Raw genomic sequence first — 17122 nt, forward strand, 5'->3', positions numbered from 1 at the left:
GCCAATGAAAATGCCCCGCCAAGTGCGGGGCTTTTTTTGACCTTGCCGGCGCTTGCGCTGGCAAGCCAGCTCCTACAGCAGCATTCAAGGTGGTGGCGCCGCTGAAGCGGTGCCGGGAGTTCAAGGCATGCGTTCGCCCAATTGCCCGCGCAGGAAGCGATACAAGCCATCGGCGCTCTTGCGATAACCATCGGCGGTCAGGTGGATCAGGTCGTTGCGGGCCAGGTCGCTGCCCTGCCATTTGCTGATGGAGCAGTCCCCCCCCATGAACGCCTGCCAGTCCCAGAACAGGGTGCGACTGTTCTTCGCCACGTCCTTCTGGATCTGGATGATCTGCCGCAACGGCTGGGGCTGGGAGGCCGCGCAACTGCCAGCATTGCGACGCTTGATGGAATCCGGCGGCCCCACCAGCAAAATCACGGTCTTGGGCAGGTTCTTGCGCAACAGCGCGACCTTCTCCTGCAACTGGCTGCGGTACAACTGCAGATCCAGGTCGTCGTCGAAGGCTTCGTTGGTGCCGTAGGCCAGCACCACCATGTCCGGGCGCAGGGCCTTGAGGGCTTCCAGCCAGCCGGGCTGCCACTTGTCCAGCACGTCCAGGCGTGCACCGTTGATCCCCAGGGCGGAATAGATCACCCCGGCACTCTTCTGCCCAAGGATGTTCCAGCCGCCCAGGGCCAGGCCCTGGTTATTGGCCACGTTCAGGTCCAGGGGCAGGGTCAGGTTGTTGAACGGCGGGCTGAAGCGCCATTGCCCCCCCGTAGCGGCCAGCATGCGGCTGCTTTTGTTGAGGTTGTCCCGGGCGGTCAGGGTGCTGTTGCTGGACGCCTGGTACAGCGCGGAAATCCGGTACTGCTGGTTGCTCGGCTGGCGTTCGGCGATATGCACCCGCGCGCCCGGGGTCAGGGGCAGCGACAGGTAGCCGCCCAGGGGAAACTGGTTGCTCTGCTGGTTGCGTGCCGATACCAGGGACCACTGGCGCTTGGCGGCACCGAGAATCACCCGCTCATAGCGGGTGCCGGGCACCGGCGTGGCTGCCACGAAACCGATGCCGCCATCGCCGTATTGCGCCTGCAGCAGGCGCCGCACCTCACCGCTGAACAGGTCGGCGGCGGTGTGGGAGTCGCCCAGTTGCACAATGGTGATGGGGGTGCGGTTGGAAGTGCTGAATTTGCGTGCCAGCAGCGCCAGGTTCGGGTCGGTCCCGGTGGTCAGGACTTTTTTCGCCGTCATCCCGGACTTGGCCAGCGCCGAAGCGGGAGTGGCCTGGACCTCGGTGGTCGGGCTGCAACTGCTCAGCAAGGTGATGCCCAGCAACAGCGCAATGCCTTGCAGTCGCCCCATAGTCAGTGCTCCGTCAATTGTTGGCTGGGAAAGTTGATCAGCGAGATCACACGCTCAGCGATCAGCTTCTGCCCAGTGGTGGTGAAATGGATACCGTCGTCGACCCGGGTCTTGACCTTCTTGCCATCGCCGGTGGTGCGGTAATAGGAGAATTCGTCGCTCTGGTAACCGAGAATCTCGTTGGCCGAGACGTAGTGCTGGTGGTACTGCTCGATCTGGCCCTTGTACAGCTGGCTCAGGTAGGCCATGGCTGTAGACAGCTTGGGCTTCTCCATGTTCGGCGGCCCGACCCAGATCACCTGCACATTATGCGCCTGGGCGGTGTCGAGGATCGAATCGATGCGCTGGCGATAGGCTTCTTCCCAGTCCGGGGTCTTGAAGCGCAGGAACGGCTTGCCCTTGACCACCGGCATGTCCCAGGGGTCGTTGGGGCCGAGGAAAATCACCATCAGGCGAATGTTGGGGTTGCTGGCCAGGGTGCTTTCAACCGTCTTGGGCCAGTTGAAGAAGCTCGGGTAGGCAAGGCCGGTGCTCTGCTTGCTGAGGTTCAGGCTCTTGACGTTGTAGCGTTTGCGCAAGGTGTTGGCCATGTGCGGCGCCACGCCCTGCATCAGGGAATCACCGACGAAGAACACTTCATCCCCGGTGGCCAGGCTGGCCATCAGCGGCGTGGTTGCCCCCGGCTCGACCTTGGGCGGGTGGCTGACCACCGGGGCCACGGCCACCGGCTGCGGGTGCACTGCAGCCGGCGCCTGCGGAGCGGGATGCACGGGGGCCGGATGCACCGGCGCAGCATGGGCGGTCGCAACCGGCGCAGGTACCTCGGCCAGCGTCGACAAAGGAGGCAGCTCTTGCTCCGCGGCGGCCTCGGCCACCATCACCTGGCCGGTAAAGCTGCCGACAAAGGCCACCCGGGCATTTTCCAGGGCCTGGTTGAGTTGCGCGCCAAAGCGCCACTGCGGGTTCTGCGACAACCCGGGGGCCTCGCAGTCGTCGTGGTACTTCTGCTGGCAGTAGAGGCGGATCGACTGCTGGTTGAACCACACCAGCAGCAGGCTGGTGACCACCAGGGCGTAGAAGACCTTGGCCGCGCTACCGAGGCTGATCGACAAGGGCGAACGGTTAGAAACTGGCATAGATGAACCCCGGCACGCCCGACGGAGAGGCGAAGATGACCACGCAGATAAACAGCCCCAGCGGCACTGGATAGAACAGCCACGGCAAACCGGTGGCGGCATCGAACAGGCGGCGCAGCAGCGCCACGATCCGTGGGTAGAAGGCCACGAACAGCAGGCAGCCCAGCAGGCTGGCGCCGCCGCCGAGCAGGCCGCCCAAGGACAGCTCGCCCAGGCCCTTGAGCATGTCCATGGCATCGGACAGGGTCGCGCAGCGGAAGAAGATCCAGGCGAACGCCACATAGTGGAAGGTCAGCAGCCGCGCCATGAGGTCGGCGCCGATCCAGCTCGGCCCCCGGGCCAGCAGCGGGCTGCACAGCTTGTACAGGGCCAGGCCGATACCGTGCAGCGCGCCCCAGATGATGAAGTTGGCGCTGGCGCCGTGCCACAGGCCGGAAATCAGCATCGCCAGCAGCATGTTCAGGTTGCCGCGCCACACCGGGCCGCGGTTGCCCCCCAGGGGGATGTACACATAGTCACGGATGAAGGTCGACAGGCTGATGTGCCAGCGGCCCCAGAATTCCTTGAGGTTGCGCGCCGCGTAGGGGTAGTTGAAGTTCTGCGGCAGGCGGAAGCCCAGCAGCAGGGCGATGCCCGTCACCAGGTCGGTGTAGCCGCTGAAGTTGAAGTAGATCAGGAACGAATAACCGTAGACCGCACGCAGGATCTGCTCGGCAGAATAGGCCACCGGGCTGTCGAATACCGGGTCGACCCATTCGTTGGCCAACCAGGAACTGAGGAAGAACAGCTTGACCACCGCCACCGCGATCAGGCCCAGGGCGCGCTGCGGCTCCAGCACCTGGCGCAACTGCGGCGGGTTGATCTGCGCCAGCATGGGAATCGCCCGGTTCACCGGACCGGCGATCAGGCTGGGGAAGAAGGCCAGGTACAGCGCCAGGTCGAAGGGCGAGCCCGGGGTCAGCTCACGGCGGTTGATCGACACCAGGTAACTGACCGAGTGGAAGGCATAGAACGACAGCCCCACCGGCAGCAGCACCTCCAGCAGCGGCAGCGACACCTCGACACCGAACTGGGCGAAGGCGTTCTGCACCGTACTGGTGAAGAAATCCTGGTACTTGAACAGGTAGAACGCCCCGAGCACCAGCAGCAGCATCAGTCCGTTGACCCAACCGCGCCCGGGGTAACGCTGGCTCAACAGGCCGAGCAGGTACACCAGGGCCGTGTAGCCCAGCAGGATGTAGAGGAAGTTCAGGCTGAAGCTGGCAAGGATCGCGTAACTGGCGACCAGCAGCAGGGTGTTCTGCAAGCGCAGGCTGAAGCCCAGGCCCCAGTACAGAACGAAGAACAGGATGAAGCAGAGGCCGAATTCGATCGAGAGATAGCTCACAACGTAGTCCATTACGTGCAGTCGGGGACAAACCCGGCACAAGGGAGAGCAGGCGAGGGGATGGGAAACGGACGCGATTATGGCAGAGGGGGTTTGGCAGTCACAAGTTGAAACATTCTCCGCCTATAGCGGACGCCGGCTCCGCACCGAACGACAGACACCCCTTGCGGGAGCTGGCTTGCCAACGAAGGCGTCCACGAGAGCGACGCTAGACCCAATGGCCTCTTCGCCGGCAAGCCGGCTCCTACAAAAAGATCGCCGGCCTACCGTAGGAGCTGGCTTGCCAGCGAAGGCGTCCGCGAGAGCGACGCCAAACCCAATGGCCTCTTCGCCGGCAAGCCGGCTCCTACAGAGGGGCGGTGTAGCGGGCAGGCTTACTGGATGTCTTCGGGCTTGACGATCACCCAGTTCTTGTCGGCGGTCACCGGCAACCCTTCCTTGGCCTGGGCCGCGGCGTGCTTGGCGATCATGCCGTTGAGCTGGGTCATGTACTTGTCCTTGCGGTTGATCCACAGGTGGATGCCGCCCTTGGCCACGTCAACATCGTGGAACAGCATGTAGCCGTCGCTGGTGGGGGTGTCGCCGCCCACCAGCACCGGTTTCTTCCACTCGTCGATGTAGGTCAGGATCGCCGCATGCTTGCCCGCCATCCAGGTGGCCGGGGTCCACAGGTAGGGGGTCAGTTCAAGGCCGAGGTTGGCCTTCTCGTCATATTTGCCTTCGCTGATCTGCTTGCGCGCGGTGGTCAGGGCGCCAGTCTTGCGATCCTTGAGCAGGGTGGTCACGCCGATGACGTTCTGCGGCTTGACGTTGTAGCCGTACTTGGGATCGGCGGCGACCATGCGCACCAGCTCTTCGGAGGCGGCGGTCATCACATAGACCTCGATACCGTTCTCCATCAGCTTGTTGTACAGCTCGGCCTGGCCGGTGAAGACCTTGGGCGGGTTGACCTCGATGGTCTTGACCACATCACCGTCGTAATAGGTGCTCGGCACCGGCTTGCCGGAAGCCATCAGCTCATCGACATAGCCCTTGAGCTCCTTGAGGGTAAAGCCGGAGAACACCTGGGCGACCCAGGGGTAGCAGACCATGTCGTCGATTTCACAGAGGCGGTAGTAGTAGCTGAACAGGCTTTCCTTGTGCTCGGCGGTGTCCTTGAACGGGATCAGCTTGAGCGACGGGTCAAGCGTGTCGCGGGTAATCAGGCCCTTGTTTTCCATGAAGGGCAGCAGGGATTCTTCCAGGTCGTAGCGGTAACTGGTGTTGTCCATGTCGAACACCGCGTAGTTACCCTTGTTGGCATTGGCCGCGATCATCGCGTCCAGCTGCTTGGCCTGTTCCGCGGGCCAGTGCTTCAACTCGGTGGCCAGGGCCTGGCCGGCGAGGCCCAGGCAGAGTGCGACTGCGAGCAATTTCGGAGCGAGTTTCATCGGCGGTTTTCTCCCTGAGTGAAAGCCTTCGACGCTAACAAATCCCTGTGACAGTTCTCGTCTCCACGCGACCGCTTGCGTCCCGTAAGCGCCAGCCACATGCGCCTGAACGTCAATCGCTTATTCCAAAAACGACAGTTGCCATGCGATATCGTTATTAATTCAATAGATTTCAAGCTGTTAGGCTTGCCGGTTCGCAATCGCCCTGAGCCGCGATTGGCACAAGCCTTATCGGAGCCCCAATGAATCTGCCGCTGTTCCTCAACCTGCTGGTGTTCCTGGCCTTGCTGCTGGGCCTGGCACAAACCCGCCATACCACCTGGAGCCTGGCCAAGAAAGTCCTGCTGGCCCTGGTGCTGGGCGTGGTCTTCGGCATCGCCCTGCACAGCCTCTACGGCGCCGGCAACCCGGTGCTCAAGGCCTCCATCGCCTGGTTCGACCTGGTGGGCAACGGCTACGTGCAATTGCTGCAGATGATCGTCATCCCCCTGGTGTTCGCCTCGATCCTCAGCGCCGTGGCCCGCCTGCACAATGCTTCGTCCCTGGGCAAGATCAGCTTCCTGACCATCGGCACCCTGCTGTTCACCACCGCCATCGCCGCGCTGGTGGGCATCGGCCTGACCAACCTGTTCGGCCTGACCGCCGAAGGGCTGGTGGCCGGCACCCAGGAAATGGCCCGCCTGCAAGTGATCCAGAGCGATTACGCAGGCAAGGTGGCCGACCTCAACGTGCCGCAGCTGCTGCTGTCGTTCATCCCGCAGAACCCCTTCGCCGACCTGGCCCGGGCCAAGCCGACCTCGATCATCAGCGTGGTGATCTTCGCCGCCTTCCTCGGCGTCGCGGCGCTGCAGCTGCTCAAGGACGATGCCGACAAGGGCCAGAAAGTGCTCAACGCCATCGACACCCTGCAAGCCTGGGTGATGCGCCTGGTGCGCCTGGTGATGAAGCTCACGCCCTACGGTGTGCTGGCGCTGATGACCAAGGTGGTGGCCGGTTCCAACCTGCAGGACATCATCAAGCTCGGCAGTTTCGTGGTGGTGTCCTACATCGGCCTGGGGCTGATGTTCGTGGTCCACGGCCTGCTGGTGGCACTGGCCGGGATCAACCCGCTGCGCTTCTTCCGCAAGGTCTGGCCAGTGCTGACCTTCGCCTTCACCAGCCGCTCCAGCGCCGCCAGCATTCCCCTGAGCATCGAGGCCCAGACCCGGCGCCTGGGCATTCCCCAGTCCATCGCCAGCTTTGCCGCCTCGTTCGGCGCCACCATCGGCCAGAACGGCTGCGCCGGCCTGTACCCGGCCATGCTGGCGGTGATGGTTGCCCCGACCGTGGGCATCAACCCGCTGGACCCGCTGTGGATCGCCACCCTGGTGGCCATCGTCACCCTGAGTTCCGCCGGCGTTGCAGGTGTGGGCGGCGGCGCAACCTTCGCCGCGCTGATCGTGCTGCCGGCCATGGGCCTGCCGGTGTCTCTGGTGGCGCTGCTGATTTCCGTGGAGCCGCTGATCGACATGGGCCGCACCGCGCTCAACGTCAGCGGTTCGATGACCGCAGGCGCGATCACCAGCCAGGTGATGCAGCAGACCGACAAGGCGCTGCTGGACGCCGATGAGCACGAAGAACTGGCTCAGGCCTGATTGATCTCTTCGCCGGCCCGCCGGCTCCTTCGGGAGCCCGGCTGGCTGGCGGAGCGCTCAGCGCTTCTCCCACACCTCGAAGCTGTACGCCGGCTTGTCCCCTTCCGCCGGGTTCGGCACCTCTGACACCCGCTTCCACTGCTGTTCATCGAACTCCGGAAACCAGGCATCGCCTGCCGGGCTCAAGGCTACCCGCGTCAGGTACAGGCGATCAGCCTGCTCCAGGCCCTGGCTGTAAAGCTGTGCGCCCCCGATCAGCATCAGCTCGCTGGCGCCCTGCTCCAGTGCCCATTCCTCGGCCCGTTCCACCGCAGCCTCCAAAGACGGGTAGACCTCGGCACCTTCGAGCACCAGGCCGGTCTGACGACTGACCACGATATTCAACCGCCCCGGCAACGGCCGGCCGAGAGAGTCCCAGGTCTTGCGCCCCATGATGATGGGCTTGCCCAGGGTAGTGGCCTTGAAGAATTTGAAATCCCCCGGCAAATGCCAGGGCATGCTGTTGTCGACGCCGATCACGCGGTTTTGTGCGAGGGCCGCGATCAGGCTGAGAGGGAGAGATTTTTTCATGCCGGCGAGGATACCAGAGGACCAGGACCTGGCAACGTACCCCGATCCGCGCTGCAGCAGTTATGCTCAGCGCACTTTTGAGCGATGGAATGACGCGTGACTGCACTGACTCCCCTGCAACGCCTGTGGCTGACCGAAACCGTGCGCCTGCGCGAGGAACACGCCGGCCCGCTGGAAGATCAGGAAGCCAATCGCCTGGCCCGCAACCAGGGCGGCGACCTGGCGACCCGGATCCAGAACCGCGCCCTGTGGCTGGCCCAGCGTGACGGCCTGCACAGCGCCCTGCTGCACTGGCACCAGGGCGCACGCCTGGCCCTGCTGGCGCTCTCGGTTCTGGCGGTGATCAGCGGTGCCGGCCTGGCCTTCAGCGCCCTGGGCAGCACCCAGCAACCGGTGAACGTGTTCTGGGCCCTGGGCAGCCTGCTGGGAATCAACCTGATCCTGCTGCTGAGCTGGCTGGCAGGCCTGCTGTTCGCCGGCGAGCACGGCGCCAGCCTGGGCCGCCTGTGGCTGTGGCTCAGCGAGAAATTCTCCCGCGATGCCAAGGCCGCGCAGTTGCCGCCGGCCCTGCTGCTGTTGCTGCAACGGCGCAAGCTCAACCGCTGGGCCCTGGGCAGCCTGATCAACGGCCTGTGGTGCCTGGCCCTGTTCAGCGCCGTGGTCATGTTGCTGTTGCTGCTGACCACCCACCGCTACAGCTTTATCTGGGAAAGCACCCTGCTGGGCAGCGATGCCTTCGTGGCCATTACCAACACCTTGAGTGCCCTGCCCCGTGGCCTGGGCTTTGGCGCGCCGAGCGTGGCGAGCATCCAGGCCAGCACCCGGGATGTCTACAACACCGAACTGATCCGCCAGTCCTGGGCCATCTGGCTGGTGGTGCTGGTGACGATCTACGGCGTGCTGCCGCGCCTGCTGCTGATGCTGTTCTGCCGCTGGCGCTGGAAACACGGGCAGGCGCGCCTGCAACTGGACCTCAACCTGCCGGGCTACGCCCAATTGCGTGAGCGCCTGATGCCCAGCAGCGAGCGCCTGGGGGTCAACGATGCGGCCCCCGAGCAGTTGCACCGGGTCGAAGGCGGCGTCAGTGCCCAGGACAGCAGCGGCGCCCTGCTGGTGGCCATCGAACTGGACAACCAGCGCCCCTGGCCGCCGCAACTGCCGGAGAGCGTCAAGGACGCCGGCATCCTCGACAGTCGCGAGTCGCGCAGCCGCCTGCTGGAGCAGATGAGCCGTTTCCCCCCGGCGCGCCTGGTGATCGCCTGCGACCCGCGGCGCTCGCCGGACCGCGGCAGCCTGGGGCTGATCGCCGAACTGGCGCGCAACGCCAGCGCCACCCGGGTCTGGCTGCTGCAAGCCCCGCCCGGCCAGGCCCTGGACGCCGATCGCCTGGGCGACTGGCACAGCGCCCTGCACCAGCTGCAGCTGCCCTTCGCCGATTGCGCCCCCCTCGACTGGCTGGAGAACGGTCATGACTGATACCCGCCACAAGCCACTGAAACTCGCCGTGGTCGGCCACACCAACGTCGGCAAGACCTCGCTGCTGCGCACCCTGACCCGGGACGTGGGTTTTGGCGAGGTCTCCCATCGCCCCAGCACCACCCGGCACGTGGAAGGCGCCCGCCTTTCGGTGGATGGCCAAGCCCTGCTGGAGCTCTACGACACCCCCGGCCTGGAAGATGCCATCGCCCTGCTGGATTACCTGGAGCGCCTGGAGCGCCCGGGCGAACGCCTGGACGGCCCGGCGCGGATGGCGCGGTTTCTCGACGGCAGCGAGGCCCGCCAGCGCTTCGAACAGGAAGCCAAGGTCCTGCGCCAGCTGCTGGCCTCGGACGCCGGCCTGTATGTGATCGACGCCCGCGAGCCGGTGCTGGCCAAGTACCGCGATGAGCTTGAAGTGCTCACCGGTTGCGGCAAGCCGCTGCTGCCAGTGCTGAACTTCGTCAGCAGCGCCGAGCAGCGCGAAGGCGACTGGCGCGATGCCCTGGCCCGCCTGGGGCTGCACGCCCTGGTGCGCTTCGACAGCGTGGCGCCACCGGAGGACGGCGAACGGCGCCTGTATGAAAGCCTGGCGCTGCTGCTGGAGCACGCACGCCCGGCCCTGCAACGCTTGATCGACGACCAAGAGGCCCAGCGCCTGGCCCGCCAGCACAGCGCAGCGCGGCTGATTGCCGAGCTGCTGGTGGACTGCGCCGCCTGCCGCCGCAGCGTAGCCAGCGACGCCCAACAGGAACAACAGGCCATAGGCGAACTGCGCCAGGCCATCCGCCAGCGCGAGCAGCGCTGCGTCGAGGCCTTGCTCAAGCTCTACGCCTTCCGCCCCGAGGATGCGTCGGCCAGCGACCTGCCGCTACTGGACGGGCGCTGGGGCGACGACCTGTTCAACCCGGAAACCCTCAAGCAACTGGGGGTGCGGGTGGGCAGCGGCATCGCCGCCGGAGCCGCGGCCGGCGCAGGGGTGGATTTGCTGGTGGGTGGTTTAACCCTGGGGGCCGCGGCGCTGGCCGGGGCTATTGCCGGCGGCGCCCTGCAAACCGCCCGCAGCTATGGCAGCCGCCTGCTGGGCAAACTCAAGGGCCAGCGCGAGCTGACCGTGGACGACAGCGTGCTGCGCCTGCTGGCCCTGCGTCAGCGCCAGCTGGTACAGGCCCTGAACCTGCGCGGGCATGCGGCCATGGACAGCATTCGCCTGGCCACGCCGGAGGACAAGAGCTGGCGCGAAGGCAAGTTGCCAGAGGCCCTGAACAAGGCCCGGGCGCACCCGCAGTGGTCATCGCTCAATCCGCAGAAGCGCCTGAGCCAGGCCGAGCGCCAGGAGCAGATCGAGGGGCTGGCTCAACATCTGCTGTAGCCGCTGCCGAGCCCGCGAGGCTGCGCAAAGGGCCGCAGGACCTTCAACAACCCCAAAAGCGGCGCCTCCTTCGGAGCCGTTCGCAGCCTACGGCAGCGGCCACAAAAACCAAGCCTGTACCCGCTAAAGCAATGCCAGCGCCTTGTCCTTGAGCACCTGCAAATCCATCACCGGCACCCACATTTCCTTGGCCTGCTCGTCCCAGTGGCGCATGCGCAAACTCACCGCCCACAACGGGTCGAGTTCGAAGGCTGCCGCCTCTGCCGCGCTCATCACCCCACCCTGGTACTCCAGGGTGCGCCGGCTGGCTTCGCTTAGCCGCTGGTAATAACCGGGGTCCTTGAAGGTCAGGTAGCGCTTGGCCTGGACGTGGTATTCCACCAGCCGCGCCAGGCGTTCGCTGAAACCCGCCCGGCGCAGGTAGTCCGCCCCCAGGCGCTCATGGCTGACCACGCCGAAGCCGCCCATGTTCTCGGCATCCTGCTGGCAGATATGCCCGATATCGTGGAAGAACGCCGCCAGCACCACCTCGTCGTCATAACCTTCCGCCAGGGCCAACTGCGAGGCCTGGGACATGTGCTCGATCTGCGACACCGGCTCGCCGATGTAGTCGCAGTCGCCGAAACGCTCGTACAGGCCGAAGACCTCGTCGACCACCTGCTGTCGCCGCTCCATCACGCTTCCTCCAGCAGTCGGGCGATATTGCCCTCGGCCATGGCCGGGCCAACGCTCATGCCGACCCCGGTGTGCATCAGGGCCACATGGACCCCGGGGGCCGCCTCCAGGAAGGAGAACGGCGCCGGGCCGCGCGCGCCGTAGACACCCTGCCAGCGCTCCACCACCCGGACCCTGCAACCCAGGGTCTGCTCGGCCAGTTCGAGCAGCCAGTTGTCCACCTGTTCAGCATTGAACGGTGAAGGATCGCTACCGTAATCGTGGGAATCGCCGATGATCAGTTCACCGTAGGGAGTCGGGCTGATCAACAGGTGGATACCATGCTCGTGCAGATGGGGCGCCTCGCGCAGAATCTGCGCTTGAACCGCGGCGGCTTCCGGCAGGTCGGCGAAGGCCCCGTAGTGCACGCAACTCAGACCGGTCAGCAGGGCATGTTGCAGGTTGAGATTGGCCTCGGGCCGCGCCCGGAGCATCTGCAAGCGGCAGATCTGCGGCTGCAAGGCAGCGATCTGATCCGCCAGCAGGGTCTGATAATCGTGCCCCGAACACAGCACGATCCGCGGCGCGTGGAAGTTGCCGGCGGTGCTGCGCAACTGGCCCGGCTGGATATCCCGCACCAGGGTCGAGAAGTGAAACTGCACCCCCAGGTCCCGGCGCAGGTAGTCGATCAACTGCGGGATCGCTTCACGGGAATACAGCTGCTGGTCATCCAGGCCGTGCAAGGCCGCCCGGTGATGGCGGAACTGGCCGCCGTACAGATCATTCAGCGCCGCGCCCTGGAGCAGCTCGACGCGGTAGCCGTGCTCCAGCGCACGCCCGGCGCAGAAGGCTTCGAGCAACTGCTCCTCGGCTTCACTGCGGGCGAACAGGAAAGAGCCGTTGCGCTTGAGTTGCAGGCCCGCCAACTGTTGCCAGTCGGCCCAGATCTCGCGGCTGGCCCTGGCCAGCTCCAGCATGGTGCCCGGCGGCTGGCCGGTGACCAGGGCCTGGCCGAAGTTGCGCACCGAAGCGCCCAGGGGCGTGGCGCTGCGCTCGAAAACGTGCACCCGCAGACCGCGTTTGGCGGCGGCATAGGCATGGGACAGGCCCAGGATGCCGGCGCCGACGATCAGCAGATCGCTGTGATTGGTCATGAGTTGTTTCCTGGATGGGGAGCGCCTTCGCCGGCAAGCCGGCGAAGGCGATTGATCGGCTACTGCTTGGCAACCTTTTCCGACTTGCCGTCATAGCGCTTGCGCCATTCGGCGAGGATCTCGTCGCGGTTCTTCGAGGCCCAGGCAAAGTCGTTCTTGATCAGGCGCTGCTCGTAGTCGGCCGGCAGTTCGGTCTGCGGCTTGGCGATGCCCGGCTGGGCCAGCACGGCGAAGTTTTCCTTGTACAGCTCCATGGCCTCGGGGCTGGCGGAGAAGTCGGCGAGTTTCTTCGCCGCCTCTTCATGAGGCGTGCCCTTGATCACCGCGGTGGCTTCGATTTCCCAGCCCAGGCCTTCCTTCGGCAGGACAATGTCCAGCGGCGCGCCTTGGCGCTTGAGCTGCACGGCCGGGTACTCGAAGGAGATGCCAATCGGGAATTCACCGGCGGCGGCCAGCTTGCAGGGCTTGGAACCGGAGTGGACGTACTGGCCGATGTTCTGGTGCAGCTCATCCATGTACTGCCAGCCCTGCTTCTCGCCGAAGGTCTGCAGCCAGGCGCTGACGTCAAGGAAGCCGGTGCCCGAGGAGGCCGGGTTGGGCATGACGATCTTGCCCTTGTACTCGGGCTTGGTCAGGTCCTGCCAGCTCACCGGCTTGGTCAGGCCCTGCTTTTCGGCCTCCACGGTGTTGAAGCAGATGGTGGCGGCCCAGACGTCCATGCCGACCCAGGCCGGTGGGTTGGCGGCGTCGCGGTAGTTCGGGCCGATCTTGCCCAGATCCTTGGGCGCGTAGCTTTGCAGCATGCCCTGCTGGTCGAGGATCGCCAGGCTGGACGCGGCCAGGCCCCAGACCGCATCGGCCTGCGGGCGGGCTTTTTCCGCCAGCAGTTTGGCGGTGATGATCCCAGTGGAATCACGTACCCACTTGATCTCCACGTCCGGGTTGGCCTTTTCGAAGGCTTGCTTGTAGGACTTCAGTTGCTCGGCTTCAAGGGCCGTGTAGACCGTCAGTTCAGTCTTCGCAGCAAAGGCGTTCAGGCTGACAGCAGAGAGGACGGCAGCGGCAAGAGCCAGGGGCTTGAACATGGTGCGGTTCCTTAGTGAGTGCAGATCAGAGTGGGGGTGGGTGAAGCGCATCAGTGGCCCGGCGTGCCCTGGCGCCAGGCCTGGGAGCGGCGCAGCAGGCCGCGCGAAGCCCAGGCCAGGAGCAGCGAGACACCGGCGGAGGTGAACAGGATCAGAGTCGACATCGCCGCGGCGCCGCCGACGTTGCCGGCGTCGTCCATGTTCAGCACGGCGACGGCGGCAAGGATGGTGTCCGGGCTGTAGAGGAAGATCGCCGCCGACACCGTGGTCATGGCCGAGACGAACAGGTAGCGCACGATATCCAGCAGCGCCGGCAGGCAGATCGGCACGGTAACCCGCAGGTAGTGCCGGTACAGCGGCGCCTTGAGCGACAGCGCGGCGGCCTCGAACTCGGCATCCAGCTGGCGCAGGGCGGTGGTGGCGGTCATCTGCGCGGTGGTCAGGTAGTGGGCGATGGTGCACACCACCAGCAGGGTCATGGTGCCGTAGAACACATGCAGCGGGTTGCCATTGAGGTTGAAGAAGAAGACGTAGCCCAGGCCCAGCACCAGCCCGGGCACCGCCATGGGCACGAAACTGAGCATGCGCAGCGCCAGGTCCAAGCCGCGCTGGCCGCGGGTCTTCTCCATCAGGTAGGCGCCGGTAAAGATCACCACGCTGCCGATCAGCGCCGTGCACAGGGCCATGGTCAGGCTGTTGCGGTAGGCCAGCCAGCCACCGCCGGCGGTGTCGTTGAACTGGTAGTGGTTCAGCGACAGCGACAGGTTGTAGGGCCAGAATTTCACCAGCGACGAAAACACCGCCATGCCGAACACCAGCAGCAGGGCCGCGCAGATCAGCAGCACAATGGCCAAGTAGCAGCCATCGCGCAGTGGCGACGGCGCAGGCTTGAATACCTGGGCACGGCCGCTCATGGAGTCGCCATGGCGCCGGCGCAGCCAGGCGTCGACACCGAAGCTGAACAGGGCCGGCAACAGCAGGACCATGCCGATCAACGCGCCGCGGCCGAACTGCTGCTGCCCCACCACCGCCTTGTAGGCTTCCAGGGCCAGCACCTGATAGTCGCCGCCCACCACCACCGGCACGCCGAAGTCGGTGATGGTCAGGGTGAACACCAGGCAGAAGGCAGCGAACACCGCCTGCCGAGTGGCCGGCCAGGTGATGCTGCGAAAGGCCTTGGCGGGGCTAGCGCCCATGCTCGACGCGGCGTCGAACAGCCGCGCGTCCGCCAGGGACAGCGCCGAGAGCAGGATCATCAGGGCGTGGGGAAAGGTGTAGATCACTTCACCCAGGACAATGCCCCAGAAGCCGTAGATGTTCTCGGCGAACAGGCCACGCAGCATCCCCTGATTGCCAAACAGATAGACCAGGGCAATGCCCGGGAGCATCGACGGCGCCATCAGCGGCAACAGCGACAGGCCGCGCCAGATGCCCTTGCCGGGAATCAGCGTGCGTTGCAGGGCGTAGGCGAACAGGTAGGCCAGGGGCACGACGATAGCGGCTACGCTAAGGGAGACTTTCAGGCTGTTGCCCAGCAACCAGTGGAAGTTTTCGCTGGCCACCAGCTCGCGAGCCGCCAGCCAGCCTCCGCCCTGCCCGGCCTCGGCGCTGAAGCCGCGCCAGAAGATCGCCAACAGGGGCAACAGCACCGCTACACCCAGCAGGACCAGGAGCAGGACCTTGCCGCCGACGACAAAAATACGGTCGCCGATCTCGGCACGAGAAGCCTGGCGCACCCGCTTGGCAGGTAGCGGCAGGGACATTGGCACGCTCATCTTAGGCAAACACCTGAAGGCTGCGCGGCGGCAAGGCGACCCAGATGTCCTGGGCGCCCAGACGCGGCATGGCTTCCGGGGCCAGCTCGGCCAGCAGCGCATGCCCCGGCAGCTCGTTGAGTTCGAAGCTCATGCGGCAGCGATTGCCGAGGAAGGTGATCTCGCGGACCTTGGCCGGGAACAGGTTTTCCTCGTGCACCGGCGGATTCACGCTGATGGCTTCCGGACGGCAGAACAGCCGGCCCGAGGCGGTCTTGGCCGAGCCGTCGGCCAGGCGCACATTCATGCCGCCAACCTGGGCATGGCTGTCGCTGTTGCGGCTGAAGGGTAGCCAGTTGCCCTGGCCGACGAATTCGGCGACGAACGGCGTGGCCGGACGGTCGTAGATTTCCTGGGGCGTGGCGTACTGCTCGACCTTGCCGTTATTCATCACGGCAATGCGGTCGGCCATCAGCATGGCTTCGTCCTGGTTGTGGGTAACCATCAGGGTGGTGATCCCCAGACGCCGCTGCAACTGGCGCAGCTCGGTGCACAGGTGCTCGCGGACCCGGGCGTCCAGCGCCGACATCGGCTCGTCCAGCAGCAGCAACGACGGCGCCGGTGCCAGGGCACGGGCCAGGGCCACGCGCTGCTGCTGGCCGCCGGACAGCTGGCCGGGGTACTTCTTCTCGCTGCCGGTCAGCCCCACCAGTTCCAGCATCTGCGCCACGCGCTTGCGCGCTTCTTCGCGGCCACTTCCGGACAGGCCGTAGGCGATGTTGGCTTCTACCGTGAGGTTGGGGAACAGCGCGTAGGACTGGAACAGGATCCCGTAGTCCCGGGCCTGGGGCGCCAGCAGCGACACGTCCCGATCCCCGAGGTACAACTCGCCCTGGTCCTGGCGTTCCAGGCCGGCGATGCAGCGCAGCAAGGTGGTCTTGCCGCAGCCGGACGGCCCCAGCAGGCACACCAGCTCCCCGGCGGCGACGTCCAGGGACACGTTATCCAGCGCGTTGAAGGCACCGAAGCGCTTGTGGATACCGCGCACCTTCATCGGCGCACCGGGGTTGCTCAGGGCAGTTGCAGCGGAGTTGTTCATGGACGCACCTCATCTAGCAGATAAGGCAAATCCTAGAGTTGCAATGCGTCGGTCATATGGCAGTAAGGCAAAAACGACCGATAGTGGTATTCAGGGATTTGGGTTCACTTGTAAATCATGTGCTCGCGAAGGCATCGGCACGGCCGATGCAGGTCTTTCAGGCGGGAGCCATTTCCTGGGCCAGGCCGAGAAAGGCGGCGGGCAGGCGCGCGTTCTTGCGCTCCTTGAGGCAATACAGGTACTCGGCGATCTGCGGCGCGTTTTCGATGGTCAGTACCCGCAGCTGCGGGTCGTGGGGCACTTCCTGGCGGGCAATGATGCTGATGCCGATATTGCGCAGCACCGCCTCGCGGATCGATTCACGGCTGCCGATCTCCAACAGCGGGCCAAAGCTGACGTTGGCGTTCTTCAGCAGACCTTCGGTGAGGCTGCGGGTGGTGGAGCCGGGTTCGCGCATCAGCAGCGTATGCCCGGCCAGGGCGTTGAGGGGCACGTGATCCAGCGCCGCCAGGGGGTGGTTGCGATGCACCGCCAGCACCAGCGGATCGCTGCCCAGCACCCGGCGGACCAACCGCGAATCCTCCAGCAGTTGCGAGGAAGCGGCCACATCCACCCGGTAGTCTTCCAGCGCCTCCAGGACCTGCTGGGAGTTGCCGATTTCCACCGAGACCTCCACCTGGGACAGGCGCTGGCGGAAAGTCTTCACCAGATCGAGGATGTAGTACGGCGCCGTGGCGGCGATGCGCAGCGTGCCCTGCACCTGCCCGCAGTTGCGCAGGAAGAATTCGATGTCCGACTCTTTCTGCAGCAGCTCCTTGACCATCGGCAGCAAGCGCGCACCCTCATCGCTCAAGCTCAGGCGGCGACCGCCTCGGTAGAACAGCTCCACCGCGTACTGGCTCTCCAGGTTGCGGACCTGGGTAGTCACCGTGGGCTGGCTGAGGCCGAGCTTCTTCGCCGCCTGGGTAATGCTGCCCAGGCGGGCGACCATGTAAAAAGCCTTCAGCTCGGCACTCAGCACAGGGTT

Annotated in this window: 14 protein-coding genes; 3 read left to right on the top strand and 11 right to left on the bottom strand. The window is 65.3% G+C overall.

The window, feature by feature from the left end:
* Nucleotides 1–120: 120 nt before the first annotated feature.
* From AC1RGE_RS22755 to AC1RGE_RS22770, 4 genes are all read right to left on the bottom strand, one after another.
* Nucleotides 121–1344 (bottom strand): SGNH/GDSL hydrolase family protein, encoded by a 1224-nt coding sequence (locus tag AC1RGE_RS22755; protein ID WP_011064051.1) that lies wholly within the window; start codon nucleotides 1342–1344, stop codon nucleotides 121–123.
* A 2-nt stretch (nucleotides 1345–1346) separates the two neighbouring features.
* Complete coding sequence (locus tag AC1RGE_RS22760) at nucleotides 1347–2480, bottom strand: SGNH/GDSL hydrolase family protein (protein WP_492585069.1); 1134 nt, start codon at nucleotides 2478–2480, stop codon at nucleotides 1347–1349.
* Nucleotides 2467–3867: an MBOAT family O-acyltransferase gene (locus tag AC1RGE_RS22765; protein ID WP_262213719.1), complete on the bottom strand. Its 1401-nt coding sequence runs from the start codon at nucleotides 3865–3867 to the stop codon at nucleotides 2467–2469. Before AC1RGE_RS22765 ends, AC1RGE_RS22760 begins: the two co-directional genes overlap by 14 nt.
* A gap of 374 nt (nucleotides 3868–4241) precedes the next feature.
* The gene (locus AC1RGE_RS22770; protein WP_011064054.1) at nucleotides 4242–5297 is read right to left on the bottom strand and encodes an HAD family hydrolase; all 1056 of its coding nucleotides are present in this window, start codon (nucleotides 5295–5297) and stop codon (nucleotides 4242–4244) included.
* 242 nt (nucleotides 5298–5539) lie between these two features.
* On the opposite strand from AC1RGE_RS22770, the gene AC1RGE_RS22775 reads away from it, so the two are divergent.
* A complete protein-coding gene (locus AC1RGE_RS22775; RefSeq protein ID WP_011064055.1) occupies nucleotides 5540–6931 on the top strand; it encodes an L-cystine transporter in 1392 nt (463 codons plus the stop codon).
* A 57-nt stretch (nucleotides 6932–6988) separates the two neighbouring features.
* Here AC1RGE_RS22775 and AC1RGE_RS22780 read toward each other — a convergent pair whose 3' ends face one another.
* On the bottom strand, nucleotides 6989–7501 hold the full coding sequence (locus AC1RGE_RS22780; RefSeq protein WP_072451815.1) for a dihydrofolate reductase: 513 nt from the start codon (nucleotides 7499–7501) through the stop codon (nucleotides 6989–6991).
* A 96-nt stretch (nucleotides 7502–7597) separates the two neighbouring features.
* On the opposite strand from AC1RGE_RS22780, the gene AC1RGE_RS22785 reads away from it, so the two are divergent.
* Complete coding sequence (locus AC1RGE_RS22785) at nucleotides 7598–8977, top strand: DUF2868 domain-containing protein (protein WP_019093441.1); 1380 nt, start codon at nucleotides 7598–7600, stop codon at nucleotides 8975–8977.
* Nucleotides 8970–10349, top strand: coding sequence for a GTPase/DUF3482 domain-containing protein (locus tag AC1RGE_RS22790; RefSeq protein WP_019093440.1), 1380 nt, complete (start codon nucleotides 8970–8972; stop codon nucleotides 10347–10349). The genes AC1RGE_RS22785 and AC1RGE_RS22790 overlap by 8 nt, the downstream gene beginning before the upstream one ends.
* 123 nt (nucleotides 10350–10472) lie before the next feature.
* Here AC1RGE_RS22790 and AC1RGE_RS22795 read toward each other — a convergent pair whose 3' ends face one another.
* From AC1RGE_RS22795 to AC1RGE_RS22820, 6 genes are all read right to left on the bottom strand, one after another.
* Nucleotides 10473–11024 (bottom strand): phosphonate degradation HD-domain oxygenase, encoded by a 552-nt coding sequence (locus AC1RGE_RS22795; protein ID WP_492585071.1) that lies wholly within the window; start codon nucleotides 11022–11024, stop codon nucleotides 10473–10475.
* Nucleotides 11024–12157 carry a TIGR03364 family FAD-dependent oxidoreductase gene (locus AC1RGE_RS22800; protein ID WP_011064060.1) on the bottom strand — a complete coding sequence of 378 codons (1134 nt, stop codon included), beginning with the start codon at nucleotides 12155–12157 and terminating at the stop codon, nucleotides 11024–11026. Before AC1RGE_RS22800 ends, AC1RGE_RS22795 begins: the two co-directional genes overlap by 1 nt.
* 59 nt (nucleotides 12158–12216) lie before the next feature.
* Nucleotides 12217–13242, bottom strand: a complete 1026-nt coding sequence (locus tag AC1RGE_RS22805) for a putative 2-aminoethylphosphonate ABC transporter substrate-binding protein (protein ID WP_011064061.1) — start codon at nucleotides 13240–13242, stop codon at nucleotides 12217–12219.
* Nucleotides 13243–13292: 50 nt separating this feature from the next.
* Nucleotides 13293–15017 carry a putative 2-aminoethylphosphonate ABC transporter permease subunit gene (locus tag AC1RGE_RS22810; protein ID WP_492585073.1) on the bottom strand — a complete coding sequence of 575 codons (1725 nt, stop codon included), beginning with the start codon at nucleotides 15015–15017 and terminating at the stop codon, nucleotides 13293–13295.
* Nucleotide 15018: 1 nt separating this feature from the next.
* A complete protein-coding gene (locus AC1RGE_RS22815; RefSeq protein WP_011064063.1) occupies nucleotides 15019–16095 on the bottom strand; it encodes a putative 2-aminoethylphosphonate ABC transporter ATP-binding protein in 1077 nt (358 codons plus the stop codon).
* Between the two features lie 157 nt (nucleotides 16096–16252).
* On the bottom strand, nucleotides 16253–17116 hold the full coding sequence (locus AC1RGE_RS22820) for a LysR family transcriptional regulator (RefSeq protein WP_492585075.1): 864 nt from the start codon (nucleotides 17114–17116) through the stop codon (nucleotides 16253–16255).
* Nucleotides 17117–17122: the final 6 nt, after the last annotated feature.

This window comes from Pseudomonas sp. GW823-FHT02C05, from assembly GCF_058797595.1.

What these genes read in the sequence shown, in the direction of transcription:
- AC1RGE_RS22755 (WP_011064051.1), bottom strand. Translation starts at nt 1,344, where the DNA reads ATGGGGCGACTGCAAGGCATTGCGCTGTTGCTGGGCATCACCTTGCTG.
- AC1RGE_RS22760 (WP_492585069.1), bottom strand. Translation starts at nt 2,480, where the DNA reads ATGCCAGTTTCTAACCGTTCGCCCTTGTCGATCAGCCTCGGTAGCGCG.
- AC1RGE_RS22770 (WP_011064054.1), bottom strand. Translation starts at nt 5,297, where the DNA reads ATGAAACTCGCTCCGAAATTGCTCGCAGTCGCACTCTGCCTGGGCCTC.
- AC1RGE_RS22775 (WP_011064055.1), top strand. Translation starts at nt 5,540, where the DNA reads ATGAATCTGCCGCTGTTCCTCAACCTGCTGGTGTTCCTGGCCTTGCTG.
- AC1RGE_RS22780 (WP_072451815.1), bottom strand. Translation starts at nt 7,501, where the DNA reads ATGAAAAAATCTCTCCCTCTCAGCCTGATCGCGGCCCTCGCACAAAAC.
- AC1RGE_RS22790 (WP_019093440.1), top strand. Translation starts at nt 8,970, where the DNA reads ATGACTGATACCCGCCACAAGCCACTGAAACTCGCCGTGGTCGGCCAC.
- AC1RGE_RS22795 (WP_492585071.1), bottom strand. Translation starts at nt 11,024, where the DNA reads ATGGAGCGGCGACAGCAGGTGGTCGACGAGGTCTTCGGCCTGTACGAG.
- AC1RGE_RS22800 (WP_011064060.1), bottom strand. Translation starts at nt 12,157, where the DNA reads ATGACCAATCACAGCGATCTGCTGATCGTCGGCGCCGGCATCCTGGGC.
- AC1RGE_RS22805 (WP_011064061.1), bottom strand. Translation starts at nt 13,242, where the DNA reads ATGTTCAAGCCCCTGGCTCTTGCCGCTGCCGTCCTCTCTGCTGTCAGC.
- AC1RGE_RS22810 (WP_492585073.1), bottom strand. Translation starts at nt 15,017, where the DNA reads ATGAGCGTGCCAATGTCCCTGCCGCTACCTGCCAAGCGGGTGCGCCAG.
- AC1RGE_RS22815 (WP_011064063.1), bottom strand. Translation starts at nt 16,095, where the DNA reads ATGAACAACTCCGCTGCAACTGCCCTGAGCAACCCCGGTGCGCCGATG.